This window comes from Undibacterium sp. 5I1 (assembly GCF_034314085.1).
Classification (GTDB): Bacteria; Pseudomonadota; Gammaproteobacteria; order Burkholderiales; family Burkholderiaceae_D; genus Undibacterium.
The window spans coordinates 754,665-778,958 of the sequence record NZ_JAVIWI010000001.1 but is presented as its reverse complement, the minus strand read 5'-3'; the positions used below and the strand labels follow the sequence as shown (position 1 = coordinate 778,958).

Here is a 24,294-nt window from a genome sequence, read left to right as displayed (position 1 = left end):
ATGCTCTGAAACCCGCATGAATACTAGCTCTTTCTATTATTTTTTACCGTCAGAGCCGAAAACAGTCAGACGGTAAATATTTTTAGATGACTTGCCTAGCTTTCATTACCGTCAGGATTACCGACAAAAAGTTTCGCTTGCCGTCAATAGATGTCGATAGCTTTCGCGGTATAAACTTATATAAATCAATAAGTTAAGTTACTTTTCCGATAGTCCGCGAAAGCTGCTGAAAGACCTAAAATCATTCCCACTCGATCGTGGCTGGTGGTTTACCGGAGATATCATAAACAACGCGGTTGATGCCACGTACTTCGTTAATAATACGGTTAGATACTTGACCTAACAACTCATGCGGCAAATGTGCCCAATGCGCTGTCATAAAATCTTGCGTTTGAACTGCGCGCAAAGCGACTACATATTCATACGTACGGCCATCGCCCATCACGCCGACTGACTTGACCGGCAAAAATACGGCAAATGCCTGACTGGTCGCGTCATACCAGGACATGGCTTTGTCCGCGGCCAAACCTTCAACTTGAGTGTTACGCAATTCCTCAATAAAAATCGCATCAGCACGACGCAGTAAATCGGCGAATTCTTTTTTCACTTCGCCCAAAATTCTGACGCCCAAACCGGGACCCGGGAAAGGATGACGATATACCATACCATGAGGCAAACCAAGTGCTACACCGAGTTTACGAACCTCATCTTTGAACAATTCACGCAAAGGCTCAAGCAATTTCAAATTCAGCGTATCTGGCAAGCCACCTACATTGTGATGACTCTTGATCGTGTGCGAACCTTTTTTGCCCTTGCCTGCACTTTCAATCACATCGGGATAAATCGTCCCTTGCGCCAGCCATTTTGCGTTTTCGAGCTTGGCGGATTCTACCTGGAACACTTCAACAAACTCACGGCCAATGATTTTACGCTTGGCCTCTGGATCAGTAACACCAGTCAAATGTCCCATAAACTGGGCAGTTGCATCGACATGAATCACTTTGACACCGAGATTATTGGCAAACATTTCCATGACCATTTTGCCTTCATCCAGACGTAACAATCCATGGTCGACAAATACGCAAGTTAATTGATCACCGATTGCGCGATGGATCAATGCAGCAGCCACGCTGCTGTCGACGCCTCCAGATAAACCCAGAATGACTTCATCGCTACCAACTTGTGCACGAATAGACGCGACTGCTTCGGCGATATAATCGGGCATATTCCAATCCGATGTACAGCCACAAATATCGTGTACAAAGCGGGCAATAATCGCCTCGCCTTGCAGAGTATGAGTAACTTCGGGATGAAATTGCACCGCATAAAACCGGCGATCTTCGTCTGCCATTGCTGCAATCGGGCAATTGTCTGTTGAAGCCATTAGTTTAAAACCGGACGGCATTTCATTCACTTTATCGCCGTGGCTCATCCAGACTTTGAGCATGCCATGACCTTCTGACGTGACGAAGTCGTGGATATCCTTAAGCAAAGCGGTATGGCTGCGGGCTCTTACCTCTGCATAGCCAAACTCACGGACTTTACCGGTTTCTACCTTGCCGCCTAATTGCTCGGCCATGGTTTGCATGCCATAACAAATTCCCAAGACGGGTACACCAGCGTCATACACAGCCGCTGGTGCGCGTGGAGTATCGCCTTCGGTCACGCTACTCGGGCCGCCAGATAAAATAATACCGGCAGCACCGTAGTTACGAATAAATTCGTCGCTAACATCGTAAGGATGTACTTCAGAAAATACGCCAGCATCGCGGACACGACGAGCGATTAATTGGGTGACTTGTGAACCGAAGTCAAGAATGAGAATTTTGGAATGCATGGCGTTGGATGTAAAATCTGATTAGTAATTCGATTGGTAATTCGGCAATTAAATTCGGTCTGAAAGCTTAGTAAATAAATTAGCTCAATATCCAGATTAAATGATGATATCTGGCTGATCAATTGTCGCTTGCGCTACATGATTGCTGCCTGCTTGCTTAGCTGATAGAAGCGCTTTTTCTGCGAGGCTAATTAAAACCTCTGGTTCTGCGGCAGGAAACATATCAGTCGAAACGATGCCAGCGCTGACGGTCAAACTGACTAACTCTTGCTCTATAGTGTCCGGGTGTGACATCACTGATATTCTGATACGCTCAGCAACAGCAGTTGCAACCAAATGCGAGGCGCCGGGCAAGACAATCAAAAAAATATCGTTGCCAAACCGACCCAATGCATCAAATGGACGAACACATGAGCGAATACGACTAACAACCCGGATCATCGCTATATCGCTGAAAGCTATCCCGTGCTTATCTCTGATGCTGAGTATCTGATCGAGAGTAGAAAAAATCAATGACAGTGGCTTTTCAGCCTTGCTACATCGCTCCATCTCAATTTTGAGCGAGCGAACAATCGCGGCTTTATTCCAGGTACCTAAAACCGGATCAATTAATGAGTCGCGCTTGAGACTGCGATTTTGTTTGATCAATTCCAGCTGAGCCTGATGCATGACGCCAAATGCTATTTCACGCTCAATCAAAACAGCTAAATCAGCAAGCAAGAGGCGAGATTCATCATCGAATTCACGTGCCTGGTAGTCGATCAATACAATATTGCCAATAACATTATTGGTCTGATCAGTAATCGGGTAAGCCACATAAAAACGGATATACGGCGCGCCCAATACCAACTCATGCGTCGATAAAACAGGATGATTTGCCGCATCTCCTGCGACTAACAAATCACTGGCTAGCGGAAGACTCTGGCAAAACATGGCTTCAAATGACGCCATAGAGCGTTCATTGGGATCAAATCTGGTAGAAAAATCACCCAAATTAATAAGGCAATTTGACACATTAAACAGTCTTAATGCGACGCGTTCAAACCTTGCGATCTTGACTTCAAATGTCTCAGAAGGAAGGCCGCTACTGCCCACGTTCATTTGAATTGATGTCGTCAGGCTAGAACGTTCTAGCTGTGTTGCCATGTCTCTCCTTCTATTTTTATACAAACTAAGCCAAGCGGGCCGTCAACCGATATGTCTTAATCAATCAGCCCGGTAGTTTGGAGCCTCTTTCGTGATCTGGACATCGTGAACATGTGACTCTTTCATACCAGCCGAAGTAATTTCAACAAACTCTGCTTTGGTATGCAAGTCTTCGATAGAAGCACAACCACAATAGCCCATGGACGAGCGCACACCACCAACCAATTGGTACAAAATAGCTAAAACGCTACCTTTATAGGCTACGCGTCCTTCAATTCCTTCAGGAACCAGTTTATCGGCGTTGTTAGAAGCATCTTGGAAATAACGATCCGCGGAACCGTCTGCCATTGCTCCCAGACTTCCCATGCCGCGGTAGGATTTATAACTACGGCCCTGGAACAAAATAACTTCGCCAGGCGCTTCTTCAGTACCGGCAAACATGCTTCCCATCATCACAGTTGATGCACCTGCGGCTAAGGCCTTAGAGACGTCACCAGAAAAACGCACGCCACCATCGGCGATACATGGCACTCCAGTACCTTTAAGTGCATTCGCGACATTCGCGATCGCGGTGATTTGCGGCACACCAACGCCAGCAACAATCCTCGTAGTACAAATAGACCCTGGGCCAATACCAACTTTCACAGCATCCGCACCGTGTTCAACTAGCGCTAACGCTGCGGCGGCTGTGGCGATATTGCCACCAATGACTTCGATATGCGGATAATTTGTTTTTACCCAGCGAACCCGATCGAGAACACCTTTAGAGTGACCGTGTGCAGTATCAACAACAATAACATCGACCCCTGCTTTAGCAAGTAAATCGATACGTTCATCATTATCAGCACCAACACCAACGGCAGCACCGACGCGCAGCTTGCCATGTTCGTCTTTCGATGCAAATGGATGCTCGGTCGATTTTTGAATATCCTTGACTGTAATCAATCCACGTAATTCGAATTGATCATCAACAACTAAAACACGCTCAAGCCTATGCTTGTTCATTAAACGCTTAGCCTCGGCGAGATCAGCGCCCTCTTTGACAAAAACAAGTTTGTCGCGTGGTGTCATCTTGGCGCGGACTTCTGCATCAAGTTCTTCCTCAAAACGCAAGTCACGATTTGTGATAATTCCAACAACTGCCTTACCTTCAACTACTGGAAAACCACTGATGCCATGCTGCTGGGAGAGCGCAATGACATCACGGATTTTCATAGTCGGCGGAATCGTAATTGGATCACGCAATACACCAGACTCAAACCGCTTAACCTTAGCAACTTCTCTTGCCTGCTCTTTTGCAGTAAGATTTTTATGAACAATACCAATACCACCTTCCTGTGCCATAGCAATCGCCAATCTAGCTTCAGTAACGGTATCCATTGCAGCCGATACCAAAGGAATATTAAGTTTGATGTTACGCGTTAGAAACGTCGTAAGGGATGTATCTTTAGGGAGGATGTCCGAGTATGCTGGAACGAGTAGCACGTCATCAAAAGTGAGTGCTTTTTGGAGTAAACGCATAGTATTTCCTATAGGCGCAAAACCGAATTATACAGAAAACTTGCAGACTCGTCTTGCCAAGTGTAAAACTCTTGTAAATGATAGTCTAAGTAATATTTATAATTACAATTGTTTATAAAACCTGAAAGCTGAATATGTCTAAATATCAAACCTTCATCATTGGAAGCGCATTGATTGCCTTAACTTCTGCTACGGTACATGTGTCTGCATATGCTCAATATATATGGCTGGACGAAAAAGGTAGCAAACAATTTTCTGATATGCCGCCGCCAATCAACACACCGAAAAGTCGGATTTTAAAAACACCATTTAAAACTGCGGAAGATAAATCAGTAGCAACTGGCGCTTCAGAAAATACAGATAAAAGCAATACTCCAAAAAAACTCGAAAAACCGGTGACTACTGCGACCAAAAACGAAGATTTTCAGAAAAGGCGGACAGAGCAAGCAGAAGCAGAAAAAAAAGCTGCAGAAGAAACTCAAAACAAAGCTGACAGGGGAAAAAACTGCGAACGAGCCAAATCTTACCAACAGACATTGGACTCAGGAGCAAGAATAGCGACGACAGATAAAAACGGTGAAAGAAATTATATGGACGACGCCCAAAGAGCTAAAGAGTCGGCGGACGTCAAACGAGCGATTGCTGATTGCAAATAATTTATGTTGAATATTTTTTTGCCCTTCGGCGGCGAGCCTCCATTGGGTCAGCCAGTAATGGCCGATAAATTTCAACTCGGTCACCAGCACGCAAAATCGTATTTTCTGATTTCAACTTACCAAAGATTCCAATTTTGCACTTAGCTAGATTAACATCCTGACGCAGCTCACAGATTCGACTTTTTTTAAATGCATCTAATAAAGTGGATTCTTCTGAAACACAAATATTGAGTAGCGTTATTTCTTTTTGGTCGCAGTAGCAAACTTGCACAACGATCATGTTGGAGTCACCCATACAGCTTCTCGGCACGAGCGCAAAAAGAATCGACGAAGCTATTCGCGATTTTACTAAACACAGGACCAATCAAATGTTCTAGTATCGTGCTAGAAAATTCATAGTTTAAATCGAAGTCTATTTTGCATGCATCCTCTCGCAATTCACTAAATTTCCACCGGCCAAGCAATTGCTTAAACGGGCCATCAACCAAGGTCATCTCCATCAAATTCGGCGGAGTGTTAGTATTTTTGGTAGTAAATCTTTGCTTGATACCATGGTAATTGATGGATAATGAAGCGACTAAATCTTGCTCGGTTCTTTGTGCGACGCTCACATCACCGCACCAAGGCAAAAATTGAGGATAATCCTCTACACGCTCAACTAATGCAAACATTTGTGCTGCGCTGTAGGTAACAAAAACCGTTTTATGTACGACTGCCATTGATCAGACCCATTTGCTAAAATCATATTTTCGTATCTGAAATTTTAACCGACTCATTCCCTTTTCAAATGAAAAAATGCACGTTGTTTGCATCAAAACATGAAGAAAGTGAATATAAAACTAATTTTTATACTGCATGAGTATTGCTGATAACAAAAAAGCTTTCCACGATTATTTTGTGGAAGAACAATTCGAGGCTGGCGTTGTATTACAAGGCTGGGAGGTCAAGTCCATCCGAGCTGGACGCGTCCAACTAAAAGAAGCATATGTAATCGTCAAGGGTGGAGAGATTTTTCTATTCGGCGCGCACATTGGCGCCTTGCCAACAGCCTCAACTCACATCCATCCAGATTCTGTACGCACTCGCAAACTATTATTAAATGCGGAAGAAATTAAGAAGTTGATCGGAAAAGTGGAGCGAGCTGGCTACACATTAGTTCCTCTTAACATGCACTATACCAATGGAAGAATTAAATGTCAGATCGGTTTAGCTAAGGGTAAAAAGCAGCATGATAAGAGAGACACAGAAAAGGATCGTGACTGGCAGAGAGAACAGCAGAAAATCATGAAACAGAATCGTCGGTAGCAAGAAAAAATAATTTACTTTGCAGGGATATAAATTTCTTGTCCTGCATCTTGAATTTGCCGCCTTAAAGCACGGCGCTCGTCTGCTGTAAGGCGGCTGCGTTTTTGAATTGCGCCCGATTTACCGTCAGCACGGCCTGAATTTTTTTTATCTGCGTTAACATCGTCCATTGCAGCGTCAATGCTAACTTCTTTGTTGGCTTTTTTCTCTTCTTGACGCTGTGCTTGAACGTCTTTGTGTTCTGATGATTTATTATTTTGAGACTTGCCAAATCCAAGAAAACCCACTTTGGCATGCCCAGGGTCGGCACCTACCTCGCATGAGGCAAATATCGCAAGTGCAAAAACAAAGGAGTATCTTGAGTACAGCATATTTATTTAGTATTCAAAAAATGAGGACGATTTAATATAACAATATTTTTTTACTTATCAAACAAATAAACATAGCCTATTTATTTTCTATCACTTACTATATTTCATAGCTTAGTTTCAGTCTATGCCTTGTTATATTCAAACCACGCAGCAAATCAGTAAAGTGTGTAACAGTTTGTAATGGCTCACAAAAAAAGCTAATCAATTTTATTTCTAGCGGTAACATAACGCTATGAATAATATAAATTCCTCTATGGACAGTCCAAACATTAGCAAAGCTAAAATCTTAGTTGTGGATGATGACGTGCGCTTGAGAGATTTGTTGCGCCGCTACCTCACAGAACAAGGCTTTAATGTTGTCAGTGCCGAGAATGCTCAAGCAATGAATAAGCTTTGGATACGCGAGCGCTATGACTTATTAGTGTTAGATTTAATGTTACCAGGAGAAGATGGACTTGCGATTTGTCGTCGTCTTCGAGGGGCAGGAGATCAAACGCCAATCATAATGTTAACGGCAAAAGGGGAAGAGGTTGATCGTATTATTGGTTTGGAAATGGGAGCGGATGATTATTTACCTAAACCTTTCAGCCCACGTGAATTAGTCGCACGTATTAATGCTGTTTTGCGCCGAAAAGTTCCGACTGAATTGCCTGGCGCTCCATCGGAGGGGCCTCAAACATTCGAGTTCGGTGATTTTATACTCGACCTGGCTACTCGAACACTGAAAAAAGATCACGAAAATATCAGCTTAACTACTGGTGAATTTTCAGTACTTAAAGTGTTTGCGCGGCATGCAAGACAACCTCTCTCACGCGAAAAATTAATGGAATTGGCACGTGGCCGTGAATACGAAGTCTTTGATCGCAGTCTAGACGTCCAGATCTCACGCCTTAGAAAATTAATTGAGCCGGATCCTTCAAATCCTCTGTATATACAAACAGTTTGGGGCTTAGGGTATGTATTCATCCCCGACGGCCAATCACGTTAAATCCTTTTGGTGTAGTGGTTGCAAAATTACTGTACTCACATTGCAACTACGCGTGATGACTTAGCAGTTCAACTAACGCTACCCAAGCCATCACTTAATGCGCTCTTACCTGAATAGTTTCGAATGGCCAAAAAGTGGTCTGTTTTGGCGCACATTTTTTTTGTTAGCTTTACTCGTCATGAGTAGTATGGCAGTTTGGTTCGCCAGTTTTAGAATGGTGGAACGCGCACCAAGAGCCCAGCAAATAGCCGCACAAATATCCTCCATTGTCACTATTACCCGTGCGGCTCTGACCCACTCAGCGCCAGATAAACGACGCGAGCTACTATTCGACCTGGCAAGTAATGACGGAATTCGTGTTTACTTATTAGAAGAAACCGATGACATTGAATCGCAAGACAGGACTCCAGCATTTGAAGAATTGCGCGCATCAGTTCAAAAAAAATTAGGAACTCATACTCGTTTTGCCAAAAAAATGAATGGCGTAGACGGTTTTTGGGTCAGCTTTGAAATTGATGACGATAGATACTGGCTGAGACTAGATCAAGAGCGAATAGAACAAGCAACTGGAATACAGGTATTAGGTTGGGCTGCAATTACTTTATTTTTAACATTGATAGGTGCAGCAATTATTTCAAAATTGATTAATGATCCATTAGCAAGAATCAGTGTTGCGGCACGCATGTTAGCCAAAGGAAAACAGCCTAGGCCTTTACCAGAAAAAGGGCCAAAAGAAATTAGGGAAACCAACTCTAGTTTCAATCAAATGATGGAAGACTTAGAGCGAATAGATTTAGACCGTACAATTATTCTTGCTGGAATATCGCACGACCTAAGAACCCCATTAGCTCGCATGCAACTTGAAGTAGAAATGGCAAATTTATCTGCTGAGTCAAGACAAGGCATGCAATCCGATTTGGGTCAAATGGACGAGATCATCGGGCAATTCCTTGACTATGCTAAACCCATCGATGCAGCAACACTCAATCAAATTGATCTAAGCGATTTACTTTTGCGGGTAATAGAAGAATTTTCACGATTAACCGATGTTCAGATAAATTCGTCGATACTTCCTGACATGTGGATCAATGGCAATGCGATCGAACTAAAAAGACTATTTAACAATATTATTGAAAATGCTCGGCGCTATGGAAAAACATCCGGTACCGATTTAGTCAACATCGATCTCCACTGTGAATATAAAAATAAAGAAAAAAAACAAGGCTTTATTATTAGTTTGAGAGACTACGGTAATGGGGTGAACGAGGAAGACTTGATCAGATTATTGCGCCCCTTTACAAGAGGTGATGTATCACGAAGCCAGGCAAATGGTTCAGGGTTGGGACTAGCTATTGTAGAAAAAATTACTCAACAACATGACGGTACGCTGCGTATTTCAAATCATAGTAATGGTGGATTCGTTGTAACAATTTTCCTGTAAATTCACATAAAAATGCCTTATTACAGTATTGAGGCACCAAGCACTTTAAATAGATTTATAAAAATCTGACGTTCATGAATTTTTAAACCAAGATATAAAAATTATGACTAACGTTGTTAGCTATCAGCTTATATCCGGGCTGAAATACACGTCTCAAAACAATGAGCCGTGTATTTTAATTTTCCACTCAAAACAATAAAACTAGCTTAATTCTTAATCTCTAAAGCTCGATTCAAGCTAAGTGCTGCCATCGAGCACGCTGCACCGGATAACAGGTACAGACTGACGTATTCAAGACCGAAATGAGAAGACAGTCCAAGTGCCACTAATGGTGCAAAGCCTGCGCCCACTAGCCATGCCAGATCAGAGGTTAAGGCAGCACCAGTATAGCGATACTTAGGTGCAAAATTGGCAGTCACGGCACCGGCAGCTTGGCCGTAAGATAACCCCAATATACTAAAACCTAACAAGATAAAAATATCTTGCCCAAGCTCGCTACCACCTAACAAAGCCGGTACAAATCCGCTCAGTACGGCAATCATCAGCGCCAAGGTGAATAACATCTTACGACGGCCGATACGATCTGCGACCAGGCCAGAGATAATAATGCCGACGATCATCAACACCGCGCCTATCATCTGTATCTCTAAAAACCCACTTAGCGAGCGTTTGGAATAAATCGTAATCCAGGATAACGGGAACACCGTGACAAGATGAAACAGTGCGTAGCTAGCCAAAGCCGCGAGCGCACCAATCAACAGGTTACGACCTTGTGAGCGGGTCATCTCAACGATATTCGTTGGCTCCAGCTCACGCTCATCCAATAGTCGCTTATATTCGTTAGTAGAAACCAACCTCAAACGGGCAAATAACGCGACTACATTAATCGCAAACGCGACATAAAACGGATAGCGCCAGCCCCAATCCAAGAAGTCTTCAATAGACAAATTTGTGACCAGATAAGCGAACAAACCGGCAGCAATCATAAAGCCAACCGGGGCGCCTAATTGCCCTAACATCGCGTACCAGCCACGTTTATTTTGTGGCGCATTTAGAGCAAGTAAAGAAGGCAAACCGTCCCAAGAGCCGCCCAGCGCAATGCCCTGCCCTATCCGCAGCAAAGAAAGTAACACGATAGAAGTTACGCCAAGATGGGAGTAAGTCGGGAGGAACGCGATCCCAGCGGTGGAAATACCAAGCAAAAATAAGGCAATGGTGAGCTTAGCTTCACGCCCCAATCGCCGTTGGATTTCCATAAAAGTCACTGTACCAAACGGACGGGCTAAGAATGCAAATGAAAAAATCACGAAGGCGTAAAGAGTGCCTTCTAATCGTTGCTCAAAAGGAAAAAAAACCTGAGGAAAAACCAGCACCGACGCGATCGCATACACGAAGAAATCAAAATATTCTGATGCTCGACCGATCACAACACCAATTGCGATCTCTCCCGGGGCAATCGAGGAATGATCAGATTTAGTATTTCTGACATTCCTAATTGTAGAATCTGTCATATAGTTGGAAGGCAGTTCGTTATCGTTTGTACTCATGCTGGCCATAGTTGTCTCTCGAATTTTAGTTAGGTCGCTGAACGTTACTCTTTTTTTCGTGCTTATTTGAAAACTAGGACAAAACGTCCAATCGCCAAGGCATATCGGTAAGAGTACATTAGCATAAATTTTCACACCTACTGACTTATCACATCATGATTCCATTATTTGCACGTCGCGGATTAGCTCTCCTCCCTGCAGTTTTGTTGGCAGGCTGCAACACGGTAGTAATGAATCCATCAGGTGATATTGCTGCTCAGCAAAGTCACCTGATCTGGGTTTCAACACTACTGATGTTACTGATCATCGTACCGGTGATCATTCTCACCATCGTATTTGCATGGCGCTACCGGAAAAGCAATACCGCAGCGACATATGAACCTGACTGGGATCATTCAACCCAGTTAGAACTCGTGATCTGGGGCGCACCGCTGCTAATTATTATCGCTCTGGGTCTGATCACCTGGATCAGCACGCACACCTTAGATCCTTACCGTAAGCTGTCGCGCCTGGATGAAAACCGCCCTATTCCTATGGGTACCAAGACGTTAAATGTCGAAGTAGTAGCGCTGGACTGGAAATGGTTATTCATCTACCCGGATCTTGGTATCGCTACGGTAAATGAGCTGGCGGCACCAGTGGATGTACCTGTTCACTTCAAGATCACAGCATCCAGTGTCATGAACTCTTTCTTCATTCCTGCGCTGGCTGGTCAGATTTATGCCATGCCTGGAATGGAAACCTCACTCAACGCGGTAATTAACAAGCCAGGCGAATTTGAGGGTTTCTCTGCAAATTATAGCGGTGCAGGTTTCTCGGATATGCGTTTCAAGTTTCATGGCATGAGCGCCAAAAACTTCGATCTGTGGGTACAAGCTACCAAAGCGAAAGCACAAACACTGGATCGGGCAAATTATCTGGAACTAGAAAAACCGAGTCAGCGTGACCCGGTGCGTCATTACGCGAGCGTTGATGCGGATTTGTATCATGCCATCCTGAATCGTTGCGTTGGTGCAGGCGAAGTCTGCATGGACAAAATGATGATGAGCGATGCCAGAGCTAACGCAAAAGCCTATGCTGCATCCAATGCCAAAGCAGATTTCACCAGTATTTTTACGCAACGCCTTAAGCAAGATAACGCAACACGATTGTCCTTCAATATCGACGCTGAAATTTGTACAGCATCCCCTCTTACCATCGGAAAACAATGATGCAAGACCATATCGATTTGACGAAGCTGATCTTCGGCCGTCTCACCTGGGATGCAATTCCCTTCCATGAACCTATCCTGCTGGCGACATTTATTGTTGTCGGTATCGGTGGTGTAGCAGTTCTGTCGGCACTGACTTATTTCCGTGTATGGGGCATGTTGTGGCGTGACTGGTTTACCAGTATCGACCACAAAAGAATCGGCATTATGTATGTAATTTTTGCACTGGTGATGCTGCTACGCGGCTTCGCTGATGCGATCATGATGCGACTGCAGCAGGCGTTGGCGTTTGGTGATTCTGCCGGTTTTTTGCCGCCACATCACTATGATCAAATTTTTACGGCACATGGCGTGATTATGATTTTTTTCGTCGCCATGCCTTTGGTCACTGGCTTGATGAACTATGTCGTACCACTGCAAATAGGTGCACGCGATGTGGCCTTTCCTTTCCTGAATAATTTTAGTTTCTGGATGACTGCATTCGGCGGTGGCCTGGTAATGGCGTCATTGTTTGTGGGTGAATTTGCCCGCACTGGCTGGCTGGCGTATCCACCGCTCTCTGGCATTATGTCCAGCCCGGATGTGGGGGTGGACTATTACATCTGGTCGCTACAGATCGCAGGTGTCGGGACTTTGCTCTCGGGGATTAATCTGATTGCGACAATCGTTAAAATGCGTGCCCCTGGCATGACCATGATGAAAATGCCTGTGTTCACCTGGACTGCTCTGTGCACCAACGTGTTGATCGTTGCAGCCTTCCCTGTTCTAACAGCGGTATTAGGTATGTTGTCGCTGGATCGTATGGTCGGCACTAACTTTTTCACCAACGATATGGGCGGCAACGCCATGATGTATGTGAACCTGATCTGGATTTGGGGTCATCCCGAAGTTTATATTTTGGTCTTGCCTGCTTTCGGTATTTTCTCTGAAATTGTATCGACCTTCTGCAGCAAACGTCTGTTCGGCTACACATCAATGGTCTACGCGACAGTCGTAATCACGATCTTGTCCTACCTAGTGTGGCTACATCACTTTTTCACCATGGGATCTGGCGCGAGTGTCAATTCGTTCTTCGGTATCACCACCATGATTATTTCTATCCCGACTGGTGCGAAGATATTTAACTGGTTGTTCACAATGTACCGTGGTCGTATTCGTTTTGAATTACCTATGTTATGGACTTTGGGCTTTATGATCACATTCGTCATCGGCGGTATGACAGGCGTGTTGTTGGCGGTACCGCCTGCCGATTTTGTTCTGCACAATAGTCTGTTCCTGATCGCTCACTTCCATAACGTGATTATTGGTGGCGTATTGTTTGGTATGTTTGCTGGAATCAACTACTGGTTCCCAAAAGCTTTCGGCTACAAATTGGATGATTTCTGGGGTAAATGCTGCTTCTGGTTCTGGACTATCGGTTTCTACTTCGCTTTCATGCCGTTGTATGTACTCGGCCTGATGGGTGTGACACGACGCATGAGCCATTTTGAAGATCCGTCTTTACAAATCTGGTTCCAGATCGCTGCATTCGGTGCTTTCCTGATTGCTTTGGGTATCGCCTCTTTCATCATTCAGTTATACGTCAGCTTCAAGCGCCGTGACTCCCTGCGTGACTTTACTGGTGATCCTTGGGGTGGCCGTACACTGGAATGGTCGACATCTTCACCACCACCAGCATATAACTTTGCGTTCACACCAAAAGTCTATGACAACGATGCGTGGGCGGATATGAAAAGCAACCAATACGCTCGCCCTCAAGATGGTTTTGTGGCAATCCATATGCCAAAGAATACTGGTGCCGGTTTTATCATCGCCTTACTGAGTGCCGTATGTGGTTTTGCCCTGATCTGGCAAATGTGGTTGCTGGCAGGCTTGGGCTTTACTGCAATGATGGTGGCAATTATTGTTCACACCTTCAATTACAAACGTGACTACTACATCCCTGTTGCTGATGTTGTCCGTACTGAAGGCGAACGTACCCACTTGTTAGGTACCGGCCAAGGTGCAAGCTATGTCTAATACTGTAACTTTTCCAAACGAGGGCACGAACTTGAATACCAGTTTGAACACCAGTGCAACGCCACACGCTGGCATGCATGCCAGCAGCGATTTTTATGTCAAAGAGCACCATCCGGAAAATGGCACTTTGCTCGGCTTCTGGCTCTACCTGATGAGCGACTGCCTGATCTTCGCCTGCCTGTTTGCAACCTATGCGGTACTTGGTCGTAACTATGCAGGTGGCCCTACAGGTGCAGAATTGTTTGACCTGCCCCTGGTTGCGATCAACACATCGTTGCTATTGTTATCGTCCATCACTTACGGCTTTGCCATGTTGGAAATGCAGCGTAAGCGCGTCCCAGCCACCTTGATCTGGCTCGCCATTACCGGCCTACTTGGTGCCTGCTTTATTGGCTTTGAGTTATATGAGTTTGTGCATCTGATACACGAAGGTGCAGGTCCTCAGCGCAGTGGATTTCTGACCTCATTCTTTGCCTTAGTTGGCACACATGGCCTGCACGTGAGCTTCGGCATTATCTGGCTGATTACATTGATGTTCCAAGTTGGTCGTCATGGTATTACGCCAGAGAACAGCAGAAGACTGATGTGCTTGTCAATGTTCTGGCACTTTCTTGATGTGGTCTGGATTGGTGTATTTACCTTTGTTTATTTGATGGGAGTTTTACCATGAGCGCAAACCAAGAACACATGGCTCACGGTCACGGCGGCCATCATGATGCTCACCACGAGCATGGTCATATGCATGCGGATCATGGCAGTCTGAAAAGCTATGCCACAGGATTTATCCTGGCAGTGATTTTGACGGCAATCCCATTTTGGTTAGTCATGGGCAAAGTCTTTGATAAATCAAGTACGACTGGATTTATCTTGTTGGGATTTGCGGCTGTACAGATCGTGGTGCATATGGTGTATTTCCTGCACATGAATACTAAGTCTGAAGGCGGCTGGTCAATGCTGGCGTTGCTGTTCACCGGCATGCTGGTCTTCATTATGATGAGTGGTTCGCTCTGGGTCATGTATCACTTAAATCACAATATGATGCCTGGCATGATGCATGAAACAGAAACCAAACCGGAATCGATTAGCGTGATGCCAATGCCGGCGACACAATCAACACAAGCAGCAACGCCAGCATCATTACCGTTACCTGCGCCGGATAACATGAAGACTATGCCGTCTATGCAATGAGTAAGCCAGAACAAGGAATGGCAGGCGATGGCGTCGGCCTGACGCTAACCACAGAATCACCAAATCGTGCCAGCCGCCATTCCATGTTATTCAGATTAGCATTCACTGCCTGCATGGGTATTATCTTTGCAGGCTTTATTTCACTTGCAACCTGGCAAGTCAAACGTCTTCAGTGGAAGCTTGATTTAATTGAACGTGTTGAACAACGCGTTCATGCTGCTGCAACACCCGCCCCTACTTCTGCTCAATGGCCCCGCATCAATGCAAGTGCGGATGAATATCGCCATGTCCAAGTTACCGGTAATTTTTTGGCTAAAAAAAACACTCTGGTACAAGCGTCCACAGAATTGGGAGGCGGCTTCTGGGTACTGACGCCATTCAAGACAATAGATCAAAGTATCGTCCTGATTAATCGCGGCTTTATCCCGGAAAAGATGGCTGAATCGTATCGGACATTATCCCAAAAAGATCACTCCAATTTAACTAGCCCTAGCACGATCAATGTCAGCGGGTTAATGCGTATGACCGAACCGGGTGGAGGTTTTTTAAGAAAAAATGACCCTGCTGGTAATCGCTGGTATTCACGTGATGTGCAGGCAATTGCAGCTGCAAATGATCTGACACAGGTAGCTCCTTTTTTTATCGATGCCGACGCTGGTACTAATGCCCCCAATACGTCATCACAAGATAAACTGAATACCCAGCGCAATGAGGACTCAAGAAATTACCCAGTCGCAGGCTTGACCGTGATCAACTTCCATAACAACCATTTAGTTTATGCTGTGGTCTGGTTCTTACTCGCAATCATGACGGGAGCTGCCTGGTTTTATGTCATCAGAGATAGAAAATATCAGCCTCGTCAGCATAGACTCTAGTCCGCCAGGAGCTTCAGCACTTAATTTTAAATATGATTTAAGATCTGCAAACATTCCAGAATAATCAGAATAAGCGGACATAGTGAGCATGGTAAAAAAGATCGTCCCTCAAAAAACTGAACAAGAGACCGCAGCTAAGTCGGTAACGAAGTCAGCGACTAAAACACTGGCAGAACAATCCGCCATCGCCATCGAGTACAAAAACTCCGCTGGGCACAAGAATATGCTGCAGCTTATTCAGCTGCGCTGGATTGCCGTATTTGGGCAGCTGTCAACCATTTTGATCGTGATGCTTGGCTTTGGCATCCATTTGCCCTTAGTCAAAATGCTGGTTGTGCTTGTATGCTTAATCGCTTTCAATATTGCCAGTCATTTGCGCTGGCATGAGCGCGTGTATGTGACCAATGGTGAACTGGTTTTTGCATTACTCATCGATGTGTTTAGTCTGACGGCGCAGCTCTATTTTGGTGGCGGCACCTCTAATCCCTTTGCCTTCCTTTATCTGTTACAAGTCATTTTAAGTGCCGTGTTGCTAGAAGCCTGGTCAACCTGGATCATCGTCATCTTCACCAGTGCCTGTCTGGCCGGACTATCACTATTTTCTGAGCCTTTGACTTTACCGCCGGCTGAAAACGGCGGGCTATCGCACTTGTATGTCGGTGGCTTGATTATTTGTTTTATGCTGAATGCCGCCCTGCTAGTTTTTTTCATTACCCGGATTGGTCACAATCTGCGCGCACGTGATGCCCAGCTCGCCGATCTGCGCCAACGGGCGGTCGAGGAAGATCACATTGTACGCATGGGTCTGCTCGCCTCTGGTGCCGCGCATGAATTAGGTACGCCACTGGCGACACTCTCCGTCATATTGGGAGACTGGCGACGGATGCCAGAATTCAGCAATAACGCCGAACTGCTGGAAGAAATCAGCGAGATGGAAACGCAGCTACAACGCTGTAAAAGTATCGTCAGCGGCATCTTGCTGTCGGCCGGAGAAGCACGTGGCGAATCCGCAGTCAAAACCACGATCAATACTTTTCTAAACGATCTCACTAGAGAATTTATCTCGACCAGACCAATAGTCTCGTTTGGTTTTGATAATCAGATTGAAGAAGATATTCCTATCGTCTTTGACACCGCTCTCAAGCAAATGGTCTGTAATGTACTCGACAATGCCTTAGAAGCGTCCCCAGACTGGCTGCGCATGGAAGTCCGGCGTGAAAACGATGCACTCATATTTACGGTCGCAGATAGTGGGCATGGTTTCGACCCCACCATCTTGTCACGCATCGGTGAACCTTATCAATCGACCAAAGGTCGTCCGGGTAGCGGACTAGGGCTATTTTTTGTCATCAATGTGGCACGCAAACTCGGTGGTTATGTCACGGCATCTAATCGCGACGAGGGCGGAGCCGTCGTACAATTAACATTGCCACTTGCAGCGATCATGCTTTAACCGAGATTTAACCTCAGGAATTTATTCACTATGTCAGAGAGTCGTCTGTTACTCATTATCGAAGACGATACTGCTTTTGCCCGCACACTAAGCCGCTCGTTTGAGCGACGCGGTTACACTGTTTTGCACGCGACTAGTATGGAGGATGCTGAGAAATTACTATCAGATCATTCTCCCGCCTATGCCGTCGTTGATCTGAAGTTAAACGGCCACTCATCCGGTCTTGCATGCGTGCAGCTTCTGCATCAGCACAATCCCCAAATGTTGATTGTAGTACTGACCGGCTTTGCCAGTATTGCGACTGCGGTAGAAGCAGTCAAACTTGGGGCATGCCAGTACCTGTCTAAACCCTCCAACACGGATGATATTGAAGCTGCCTTCGGGCATATCGCCGGCACAGCGGAGGTAGAAATTACCAACCGCTCCACCTCCATCAAAAATTTGGAGTGGGAAAGGATTCACGAAGTTCTGGCCGAAACCGACTTTAATATTTCAGAAACAGCTCGAAGACTAGGCATGCACAGACGCACGCTAGCACGCAAGCTGGAGAAACAAAGGATTAAATAACCGGATCTGATGCAAACTCAGAGCATGACGATTATTTTTTCTCTTAAGCCCCGACAAACATCAGCAGACTCATTCTCGATTTTAGTCTGAAGAAATACTTCGACATCAGTATCAGAGCCATATTTACACAAATAGAACCGAGTCCTCCAGCTGAATACAATACTTCAACAATACCCATTTTTTGCAGCCAGACCGTCGGGATCAATAGAAAACGCTCCATCGATTTATTTTGTTCATGAAATACCCTAACTAATTTTCCATTCATCTGTTTGAGGGAGTCGCAGAATTGTGACTGATCGCATTTTTCTCGTTGCCCAAATATGCGATGGCGATACATTTCCTCTTTTTGGTTTAAACATAGAATGCTCATTTTTTACTCCTTAACGTGTCAAGTCACTCATTAAATGCAACGCAATCCTTTTAAGCTTGCATTGATTGCTATGTCCAAAGGCGTATTTGGCTCTTGACCAAGCACCTCAATTAATTTCGCGTTACTCATTTTTAATGGCGACGTCCACAAATAGCGAAGCTCCAGCATCTCTCTCACCGTAGGACTAAAAAATGCGATTAAAGGCATCAGATACCAAGGAAAACTTTTGATCTTAATCGCCGGGTTTCCAACGACTCTGCGGATGGAATCAGCAATTTCGGTACCATCTTGATCCCATTGACCATTCATATGAAATACATCAAAGGTTTTTAACTTTTCGCTGCTCTCAATAAGTCTGACCATGGTTTCCGCGACATCGGGCAAATAAGCCCATTGATGCCCTATTCCCATTTTGCTTGGATACTGAATAGACTCAATTTTTCGCCCGGGAACAACCAATGCTTGTGAGAACCAGCTGCTTAGTGTTCGCGGTCCGAAAAAATCTCCGGCTCTAACGATTAATGATTTCACTCCCTGAAGTGAGGCCATACGCAGACGATTTTCTAACTCGACCCGAATTTTTCCTTTTTTGGTGACAGGTAATTGGGCAGAGTTTTCATCTACATCAGAGTTTATGTCTGGCGCATAGTTATATACCGTCCCAGGCAATAAAATGCGTGCCCCGATTTGCTTAGCCGCGGCAATGGTGTTGTCAATCATCGGCAACACCAATTTATCCCAATCGCGGTAGCCAGGTGGATTCACCGCATGCACAATTAAGCTCGCTCCAGTTGCGGCATTGAGGACGTCAAACGAATTCATTGCATCTCCCGCTACCCAGAAAATTCCGTCCTGTCCCTGAGAGACACTGTGAATATTTCTGACCAGTCCTGTAACCTCCCATCCTCGCTTGACGAGGAGTCTGGCAACTTCGCCGCCGATTCCGCCGGTTGCACCGAGTACCAGAGCTTTTTTTATTGAAGTCATTTGATTTCCTTTTGTTAAATGTAAGTGACGTTTGAATTTTGGCCCTCAAGCGGGATAAATACAATTGACGAAATACGTGCACCTGATATACATTTTTGTATGGATAAAAATCATATCAATTAGGATCATTACAAAGCAGCTCTTGCGGTGTTAGAGGAGGGATCGCTCTCTAGTGCGGCACGGGCATTGGGCTTGACCCAGCCGACGATAGGAAGACAGATTGAAGCGCTGGAGAAAGCGCTCGGTGTCACTTTATTTACCCGCTCTCAAAACGGATTGACGCCGACAGTCAGCGCGCTTGCACTACGTCCTTATGCAGAAAATCTAAAAACAACTACCGCAGCCCTGGAGCGAGCCATTTCTGCAGAGGCGAAAGAAGTTCGGGGCGCGGTGCGTATCACGTCATCGATTGTTATCGGTATTGAAGTCTTGCCGCCCATACTTGCAGAATTACGACAGCTTCATCCTGGTTTAGAAATAGAACTCGTGCTATCTGACCTGAATCAGGACTTACTAAATCGGGATGCAGACATCGCTATACGAATGGCAAAGCCAACTCAGGAAGTATTGGTAAGCAGGCGTATTGGTGTTGTCAAATTAGGCTTGTACGCCCATCAAAATTATCTGAACAAACACAACATACCGATCGAAATTAGCGATTTGTCTAATCACAGTTTGATCGGTTTTGATAGCGTGATGCCTTATATGCGGACATTCCAAGAGGCATATCCTTTTCTCCGGCGAGAGCATTTCAGCTTGCGGGTCGATAGCGGCGTCGCTCAATTAGCGGCAATACGCGCTGGATTTGGCATAGGAATTTGCCAGGACTTACTGGCAAAACGTGATGAAAATCTGGTTCACATTTTGCCTGCCGATTTCTGCATAGAATTTCCGACTTGGATTGTGATGCATGAGGATCTGAAACTCAATGCACGCTACAAAACATGCTTTGATTTTTTGGTCACGAAGTTACTTGAGATTATTCCAAACTGATACCTACTTTGGTTGTTGCCACTGGCGGAGTCAGAAACGATACAAATAGCTAATTTGTGCGTTGCAAAACATTTCGTTACAAAAACGCAAGGCACACCGTAGCAGTAAAAATTATCTATGCTCACGACGATTTTTAACTTAAAGCTTACTAAGCTAAACAATCTATCAAATAAATATACTCCCACTATGTATATATAAATTGTCCATATATTATTTGGACAATAAGGCTATTTTCATTAAATTAATGGGGAGTATATTTATTCTGCGCGACTTAAGTCTTATAAAATTCACAAAAATAATGCTTCATCAAGCGCCTTAGCTTTGTCTGTACTTGCGCGCATTTGCTACAGAAATTACGCATTTTAGGTAACAACTTTACAGGTCAGATTTAGACGCTGGTAAGCAAATTCATTTACACTTTTCATCGTTCGACGCAGTAACCACGCCTGAGTAATTTAAACGCTGTTTTTGCACCACCATCGCTGTAAACTCCGCTGCAAATTTTTAGCCATCACCTCGGTGATGATGATTGCCATTATTGTTAAGCCTGATCAAACCGAGTATTTCCTAGGGAAGTCGATTTAAGATGTGGATCGTTCAAATTGCATTGCGAAGGCCTTACACGTTTATCGTGATGGCGCTATTGATTTTATTATCGACGCCACTGGTGCTAACCAAGATGGCGACCGATATTTTTCCAGAAATTAATATCCCCGTCGTCAGTATTATCTGGAACTACAACGGCCTGTCTGCGCAAGAAATGGGGCAGCGCATCGCCGCTGTCAATGAGCGCAGTTTGACAACCACGGTCAACGATATTGAACATATCGAGTCCCAATCGCTGGCTGGCATTTCCATCATCAAGATTTTTTTCCAGCCCAATGCCAATATCCAGACGGCGATTGCACAAGTAGTCTCTATCGAACAAGCGCAATTACGCCAGCTACCGGCAGGCATTACACCGCCGCTGGTGATTAAATATTCGGCATCCAGCATCCCTGTCATTCAGCTTGGGTTATCGAGTGCGACGATGAATGAGCAATCGCTGTTTGATACTGCCGTCAATTTTTTACGTCCACAATTAATCACTATTCCGGGCGCCGCGGTGCCCTTCCCTTTTGGTGGCAAATCCCGGCTTGTTTCAGTAGATTTAGACACGCAAGCACTGCTGGCAAAGGGACTGACACCAACAGATGTAGTGAATGCCGTGAATGCGCAAAATCTGGCGCTGCCTTCCGGTACCGCTAAAATCGGCGCGACCGAATTCAACGTCAACATGAACGGATCACCGGACACGATTGCGGGACTGAACAATATTCCAGTACTGAACAAAAACGGCACCATGACTTATCTGTCAGAAGTCGCACGCGTACGCGATGGCTTCTCGCCCCAAACCAATATTGTCCGGCAGAATGGCGAGCGTGGTGTGCTGTTATCAGTACTCAAGAACGGTGGCTCATCAACACTCGACATCGTCAATAATCTACGCAATATCTTGCCTACCGCCTTACAAACCCTACCTAAAGAATTAAAGATCACCCAACTATTTGACCAATCTGTCTTTGTCAAAGCCGCTATTACCGGCGTCATCCACGAGGCGCTGATCGCTGCGGTATTGACCGCTGCCATGATTTTGCTATTTTTGGGTAACTGGCGCAGTACCTGCATCATTGCCGTATCCATTCCTTTGTCCATTCTGGCGTCGATACTGGCGCTATATGCGCTGGGAGAAACCATCAATATCATGACTCTCGGAGGCTTGGCGCTGGCAGTCGGCATTCTGGTAGACGATGCGACCGTCACGATAGAAAATATCGAGCGACACTTACACCAAGGTTCTGATTTGCACAAAGCGATACTGGACGGTGCCGGTGAAATCGCCATCCCTGCGCTGGTTTCTACGCTGTGTATTTGTATCGTGTTCTTGCCGATGTTTTTCCTAACCGGTGTTGCACGCTATTTATTTGTGCCTTTGGCAGAAGCTGTGGTTTTTGCGATGCTGGCATCCTATGTGTTATCCCGCACTCTGGTGCCGACCATGGTCATGCTGATGATGGATCATTCACATACTGATCCGGCGGCCAAGCCAAGTTTGCTGCAACGGGTCTATCGCAAATTTGATGCCGCATTTGAAAAATTTCGCGGTGGCTACATCATTATTTTATCTACGCTACTCACGCATAGAAAAATGTTTGGCGGCATGTTCCTCGGCTTTTGTATTTTGTCTTTAGGTTTGGTATTTGGCTTGGGAAGAGATTTCTTTCCTAGTGTCGATTCTGGTCAGATACGTCTTCACATGCGCGCACCGACAGGTACTCGTATTGAGGAGACTGCCCGTATCGCCGATGAGGTGGAAAAAGTCATCCGCGAGATGATTCCAAAAGAAGAAATCGGTACCGTGCTCGATAATCTCGGCTTACCGTATAGCGGCATCAACCTGTCCTACAGCAATGCAGGCACGATAGGCACGCTGGATGGCGAAATTCTGATCTCACTGAACGAAGATCATCGTCCTACCGCGACCTATGTTGAGCGGCTGCGTCGTGAACTGCCAAAGCGTTTCCCCGGGGTAGAATTTTTCTTCCAACCGGCCGATATCGTGACGCAGATTCTGAACTTCGGCTTACCGGCAGCCATGGATATCCAGATCGCTGGCAATAATCTTCCGTCCAATTACCGTTATGCCAGTGATCTGATGAAGCAGATTAAACAGATACCTGGTGCAGTGGATGTACATATCCAGCAAAGGATGGATCAGCCTACCTTAGCCTTAAATATAGATCGTAGCCAGATCAAACAGCTAGGTTTAAATCCGGTTGATGTCGCACAGAATTTGCTGGTGTCTTTGTCAGGCAGCTTCCAGACTGCACCTGCCTTCTGGCTCAATCCGGTAAATGGCATTGTGTATAGCATCGCCGTGCAAACGCCACAACATCAGATCAGTGATTTAAATTCCCTATTGCGTACGCCTGTGCGCTCCAGTTCGGTTGCGAATACAGCGGGCGATGGTATCGTCCCCTCGCAAATTCTGAGTAATCTGGTCAGCGTAAAACCAGCGCAACAAATGGCGGTGGTCTCGCATTACAACATCACACCTGTGATTGATTTGTATGTCAGCGTAGAAGGCCGTGATCTGGGCGGTGTATCTAATCAAGTGGAAAAACTGGTGAACGACTTACGACCAACATTGCCACGCGGTACGCGGATTGATATCCGTGGTCAGATACAAACGATGAAGTCGTCTTTCATCGGTTTGGGAGTTGGTTTGCTGATGGCGATTGTTTTGGTGTATTTACTCATCGTGGTCAATTTCCAATCGTGGGTAGATGCCTTTATCATCATTACGGCATTGCCTGCTGCCTTGGCTGGTATCGTCTGGATGTTATTTTTAACGGGAACTACACTGAACGTTCCCGCCCTGACTGGCGCGATTATGACCATGGGGGTCGCCACCGCCAATAGTATTTTGATGGTCTCGTTTGCTCGGCAGCGCCTTAACGATGGATTGCCGCCGCTGTCAGCCGCATTGGAAGCCGGAGCTACCCGCATCAGACCTGTATTAATGACTGCGCTGGCAATGATCATCGGTATGATCCCGATGGCAATCGGCCTTGGTGAAGGAGCAGAACAAAATGCCCCGCTCGGTCGCGCAGTGATCGGCGGCTTGCTGTTCGCTACGGTATCTACGTTATTTTTTGTTCCGATCGTCTTTGCCAGCATCCATCGCTACCTTGAGCATCGCAAGCAAGCTACTGCTGCCACAAATAATACTTCCCCCGTACCTCCATCATCGCCTGTTGTAGAAGAAGGAAAGTCCTGA

At 45.5% G+C, this 24,294-nt stretch carries 22 protein-coding genes; 13 read left to right on the top strand and 9 right to left on the bottom strand.

Annotated elements, in window-relative coordinates; translation table 11 throughout:
- Window positions 1-241: 241 nt before the first annotated feature.
- The 3 genes from guaA to guaB form a co-directional block, all read right to left on the bottom strand.
- Window positions 242-1,837, bottom strand: a complete 1,596-nt coding sequence (gene guaA / locus RGU72_RS03270; RefSeq protein WP_322118362.1) for a glutamine-hydrolyzing GMP synthase — start codon at window positions 1,835-1,837, stop codon at window positions 242-244.
- Between the two features lie 96 nt (window positions 1,838-1,933).
- The gene (locus RGU72_RS03265) at window positions 1,934-2,983 is read right to left on the bottom strand and encodes a diguanylate cyclase (RefSeq protein WP_322118361.1); all 1,050 of its coding nucleotides are present in this window, start codon (window positions 2,981-2,983) and stop codon (window positions 1,934-1,936) included.
- Between the two features lie 60 nt (window positions 2,984-3,043).
- Entirely contained in the window at window positions 3,044-4,504 is a 1,461-nt protein-coding gene (gene guaB / locus RGU72_RS03260; protein ID WP_322118360.1) for an IMP dehydrogenase, read from the bottom strand.
- A gap of 134 nt (window positions 4,505-4,638) precedes the next feature.
- Between guaB and RGU72_RS03255 the strand changes: the two genes are divergently transcribed.
- Complete coding sequence (locus tag RGU72_RS03255; protein ID WP_322118359.1) at window positions 4,639-5,160, top strand: DUF4124 domain-containing protein; 522 nt, start codon at window positions 4,639-4,641, stop codon at window positions 5,158-5,160.
- Window position 5,161: 1 nt separating this feature from the next.
- On the opposite strand, the gene RGU72_RS03250 is transcribed toward RGU72_RS03255, so the two are convergent.
- Entirely contained in the window at window positions 5,162-5,455 is a 294-nt protein-coding gene (locus RGU72_RS03250) for an RnfH family protein (RefSeq protein WP_322118358.1), read from the bottom strand.
- The gene (locus RGU72_RS03245; RefSeq protein WP_322118357.1) at window positions 5,448-5,879 is read right to left on the bottom strand and encodes a type II toxin-antitoxin system RatA family toxin; all 432 of its coding nucleotides are present in this window, start codon (window positions 5,877-5,879) and stop codon (window positions 5,448-5,450) included. Before RGU72_RS03245 ends, RGU72_RS03250 begins: the two co-directional genes overlap by 8 nt.
- 136 nt (window positions 5,880-6,015) lie before the next feature.
- Here RGU72_RS03245 and smpB point away from each other — a divergent pair, with 136 nt between their 5' ends.
- On the top strand, window positions 6,016-6,465 hold the full coding sequence (smpB, locus tag RGU72_RS03240; protein ID WP_322118356.1) for an SsrA-binding protein SmpB: 450 nt from the start codon (window positions 6,016-6,018) through the stop codon (window positions 6,463-6,465).
- 14 nt (window positions 6,466-6,479) lie between these two features.
- Here smpB and RGU72_RS03235 read toward each other — a convergent pair whose 3' ends face one another.
- Window positions 6,480-6,752 (bottom strand): hypothetical protein, encoded by a 273-nt coding sequence (locus RGU72_RS03235; protein ID WP_322118355.1) that lies wholly within the window; start codon window positions 6,750-6,752, stop codon window positions 6,480-6,482.
- A gap of 337 nt (window positions 6,753-7,089) precedes the next feature.
- Here RGU72_RS03235 and ompR point away from each other — a divergent pair, with 337 nt between their 5' ends.
- Entirely contained in the window at window positions 7,090-7,824 is a 735-nt protein-coding gene (ompR, locus tag RGU72_RS03230; protein ID WP_322118354.1) for a two-component system response regulator OmpR, read from the top strand.
- A 97-nt stretch (window positions 7,825-7,921) separates the two neighbouring features.
- Window positions 7,922-9,265 (top strand): ATP-binding protein, encoded by a 1,344-nt coding sequence (locus RGU72_RS03225; protein ID WP_322118353.1) that lies wholly within the window; start codon window positions 7,922-7,924, stop codon window positions 9,263-9,265.
- Between the two features lie 206 nt (window positions 9,266-9,471).
- Here the strand turns inward: RGU72_RS03225 and RGU72_RS03220 are convergent, their stop codons facing one another.
- On the bottom strand, window positions 9,472-10,776 hold the full coding sequence (locus tag RGU72_RS03220; RefSeq protein WP_322121557.1) for an MFS transporter: 1,305 nt from the start codon (window positions 10,774-10,776) through the stop codon (window positions 9,472-9,474).
- Window positions 10,777-10,967: 191 nt separating this feature from the next.
- On the opposite strand from RGU72_RS03220, the gene cyoA reads away from it, so the two are divergent.
- From cyoA to RGU72_RS03185, 7 genes are all read left to right on the top strand, one after another.
- Window positions 10,968-12,023 (top strand): ubiquinol oxidase subunit II, encoded by a 1,056-nt coding sequence (cyoA, locus tag RGU72_RS03215; RefSeq protein ID WP_322118352.1) that lies wholly within the window; start codon window positions 10,968-10,970, stop codon window positions 12,021-12,023.
- Window positions 12,023-14,041, top strand: coding sequence for a cytochrome o ubiquinol oxidase subunit I (gene cyoB, locus RGU72_RS03210; RefSeq protein ID WP_322118351.1), 2,019 nt, complete (start codon window positions 12,023-12,025; stop codon window positions 14,039-14,041). The genes cyoA and cyoB overlap by 1 nt, the downstream gene beginning before the upstream one ends.
- A 73-nt stretch (window positions 14,042-14,114) precedes the next feature.
- A complete protein-coding gene (cyoC, locus tag RGU72_RS03205; protein WP_322121556.1) occupies window positions 14,115-14,711 on the top strand; it encodes a cytochrome o ubiquinol oxidase subunit III in 597 nt (198 codons plus the stop codon).
- Window positions 14,708-15,229, top strand: coding sequence for a cytochrome o ubiquinol oxidase subunit IV (cyoD, locus tag RGU72_RS03200; RefSeq protein ID WP_322118350.1), 522 nt, complete (start codon window positions 14,708-14,710; stop codon window positions 15,227-15,229). The genes cyoC and cyoD overlap by 4 nt, the downstream gene beginning before the upstream one ends.
- Window positions 15,226-16,104 (top strand): SURF1 family protein, encoded by an 879-nt coding sequence (locus tag RGU72_RS03195; protein WP_322118349.1) that lies wholly within the window; start codon window positions 15,226-15,228, stop codon window positions 16,102-16,104. The genes cyoD and RGU72_RS03195 overlap by 4 nt, the downstream gene beginning before the upstream one ends.
- Window positions 16,105-16,192: 88 nt before the next feature.
- Window positions 16,193-17,557, top strand: a complete 1,365-nt coding sequence (locus RGU72_RS03190) for an ATP-binding protein (RefSeq protein WP_322121555.1) — start codon at window positions 16,193-16,195, stop codon at window positions 17,555-17,557.
- Between the two features lie 30 nt (window positions 17,558-17,587).
- Window positions 17,588-18,124: a response regulator transcription factor gene (locus tag RGU72_RS03185; protein ID WP_322118348.1), complete on the top strand. Its 537-nt coding sequence runs from the start codon at window positions 17,588-17,590 to the stop codon at window positions 18,122-18,124.
- A gap of 43 nt (window positions 18,125-18,167) precedes the next feature.
- Here the strand turns inward: RGU72_RS03185 and RGU72_RS03180 are convergent, their stop codons facing one another.
- Together RGU72_RS03180 and RGU72_RS03175 are read right to left on the bottom strand one after the other, a co-directional pair.
- Window positions 18,168-18,494, bottom strand: coding sequence for a hypothetical protein (locus RGU72_RS03180; protein WP_322118347.1), 327 nt, complete (start codon window positions 18,492-18,494; stop codon window positions 18,168-18,170).
- Between the two features lie 30 nt (window positions 18,495-18,524).
- Complete coding sequence (locus RGU72_RS03175; protein ID WP_322118346.1) at window positions 18,525-19,481, bottom strand: NAD(P)H-binding protein; 957 nt, start codon at window positions 19,479-19,481, stop codon at window positions 18,525-18,527.
- Between the two features lie 147 nt (window positions 19,482-19,628).
- Between RGU72_RS03175 and RGU72_RS03170 the strand changes: the two genes are divergently transcribed.
- Window positions 19,629-20,474, top strand: coding sequence for a LysR family transcriptional regulator (locus RGU72_RS03170; RefSeq protein ID WP_322118345.1), 846 nt, complete (start codon window positions 19,629-19,631; stop codon window positions 20,472-20,474).
- 586 nt (window positions 20,475-21,060) lie between these two features.
- Complete coding sequence (locus RGU72_RS03165; protein WP_322118344.1) at window positions 21,061-24,294, top strand: efflux RND transporter permease subunit; 3,234 nt, start codon at window positions 21,061-21,063, stop codon at window positions 24,292-24,294.

What these genes read in the sequence shown, in the direction of transcription:
- RGU72_RS03185 (WP_322118348.1), top strand. Translation starts at nt 17,588, where the DNA reads ATGTCAGAGAGTCGTCTGTTACTCATTATCGAAGACGATACTGCTTTT.
- RGU72_RS03255 (WP_322118359.1), top strand. Translation starts at nt 4,639, where the DNA reads ATGTCTAAATATCAAACCTTCATCATTGGAAGCGCATTGATTGCCTTA.
- cyoC (WP_322121556.1), top strand. Translation starts at nt 14,115, where the DNA reads ATGCATGCCAGCAGCGATTTTTATGTCAAAGAGCACCATCCGGAAAAT.
- RGU72_RS03190 (WP_322121555.1), top strand. Translation starts at nt 16,193, where the DNA reads ATGGTAAAAAAGATCGTCCCTCAAAAAACTGAACAAGAGACCGCAGCT.
- RGU72_RS03245 (WP_322118357.1), bottom strand. Translation starts at nt 5,879, where the DNA reads ATGGCAGTCGTACATAAAACGGTTTTTGTTACCTACAGCGCAGCACAA.
- guaB (WP_322118360.1), bottom strand. Translation starts at nt 4,504, where the DNA reads ATGCGTTTACTCCAAAAAGCACTCACTTTTGATGACGTGCTACTCGTT.
- cyoA (WP_322118352.1), top strand. Translation starts at nt 10,968, where the DNA reads ATGATTCCATTATTTGCACGTCGCGGATTAGCTCTCCTCCCTGCAGTT.
- guaA (WP_322118362.1), bottom strand. Translation starts at nt 1,837, where the DNA reads ATGCATTCCAAAATTCTCATTCTTGACTTCGGTTCACAAGTCACCCAA.
- RGU72_RS03180 (WP_322118347.1), bottom strand. Translation starts at nt 18,494, where the DNA reads ATGAGCATTCTATGTTTAAACCAAAAAGAGGAAATGTATCGCCATCGC.
- smpB (WP_322118356.1), top strand. Translation starts at nt 6,016, where the DNA reads ATGAGTATTGCTGATAACAAAAAAGCTTTCCACGATTATTTTGTGGAA.
- cyoD (WP_322118350.1), top strand. Translation starts at nt 14,708, where the DNA reads ATGAGCGCAAACCAAGAACACATGGCTCACGGTCACGGCGGCCATCAT.
- RGU72_RS03225 (WP_322118353.1), top strand. Translation starts at nt 7,922, where the DNA reads ATGCGCTCTTACCTGAATAGTTTCGAATGGCCAAAAAGTGGTCTGTTT.
- RGU72_RS03265 (WP_322118361.1), bottom strand. Translation starts at nt 2,983, where the DNA reads ATGGCAACACAGCTAGAACGTTCTAGCCTGACGACATCAATTCAAATG.
- cyoB (WP_322118351.1), top strand. Translation starts at nt 12,023, where the DNA reads ATGCAAGACCATATCGATTTGACGAAGCTGATCTTCGGCCGTCTCACC.
- RGU72_RS03220 (WP_322121557.1), bottom strand. Translation starts at nt 10,776, where the DNA reads ATGACAGATTCTACAATTAGGAATGTCAGAAATACTAAATCTGATCAT.
- RGU72_RS03195 (WP_322118349.1), top strand. Translation starts at nt 15,226, where the DNA reads ATGAGTAAGCCAGAACAAGGAATGGCAGGCGATGGCGTCGGCCTGACG.
- RGU72_RS03250 (WP_322118358.1), bottom strand. Translation starts at nt 5,455, where the DNA reads ATGGGTGACTCCAACATGATCGTTGTGCAAGTTTGCTACTGCGACCAA.
- ompR (WP_322118354.1), top strand. Translation starts at nt 7,090, where the DNA reads ATGGACAGTCCAAACATTAGCAAAGCTAAAATCTTAGTTGTGGATGAT.
- RGU72_RS03175 (WP_322118346.1), bottom strand. Translation starts at nt 19,481, where the DNA reads ATGACTTCAATAAAAAAAGCTCTGGTACTCGGTGCAACCGGCGGAATC.
- RGU72_RS03165 (WP_322118344.1), top strand. Translation starts at nt 21,061, where the DNA reads ATGTGGATCGTTCAAATTGCATTGCGAAGGCCTTACACGTTTATCGTG.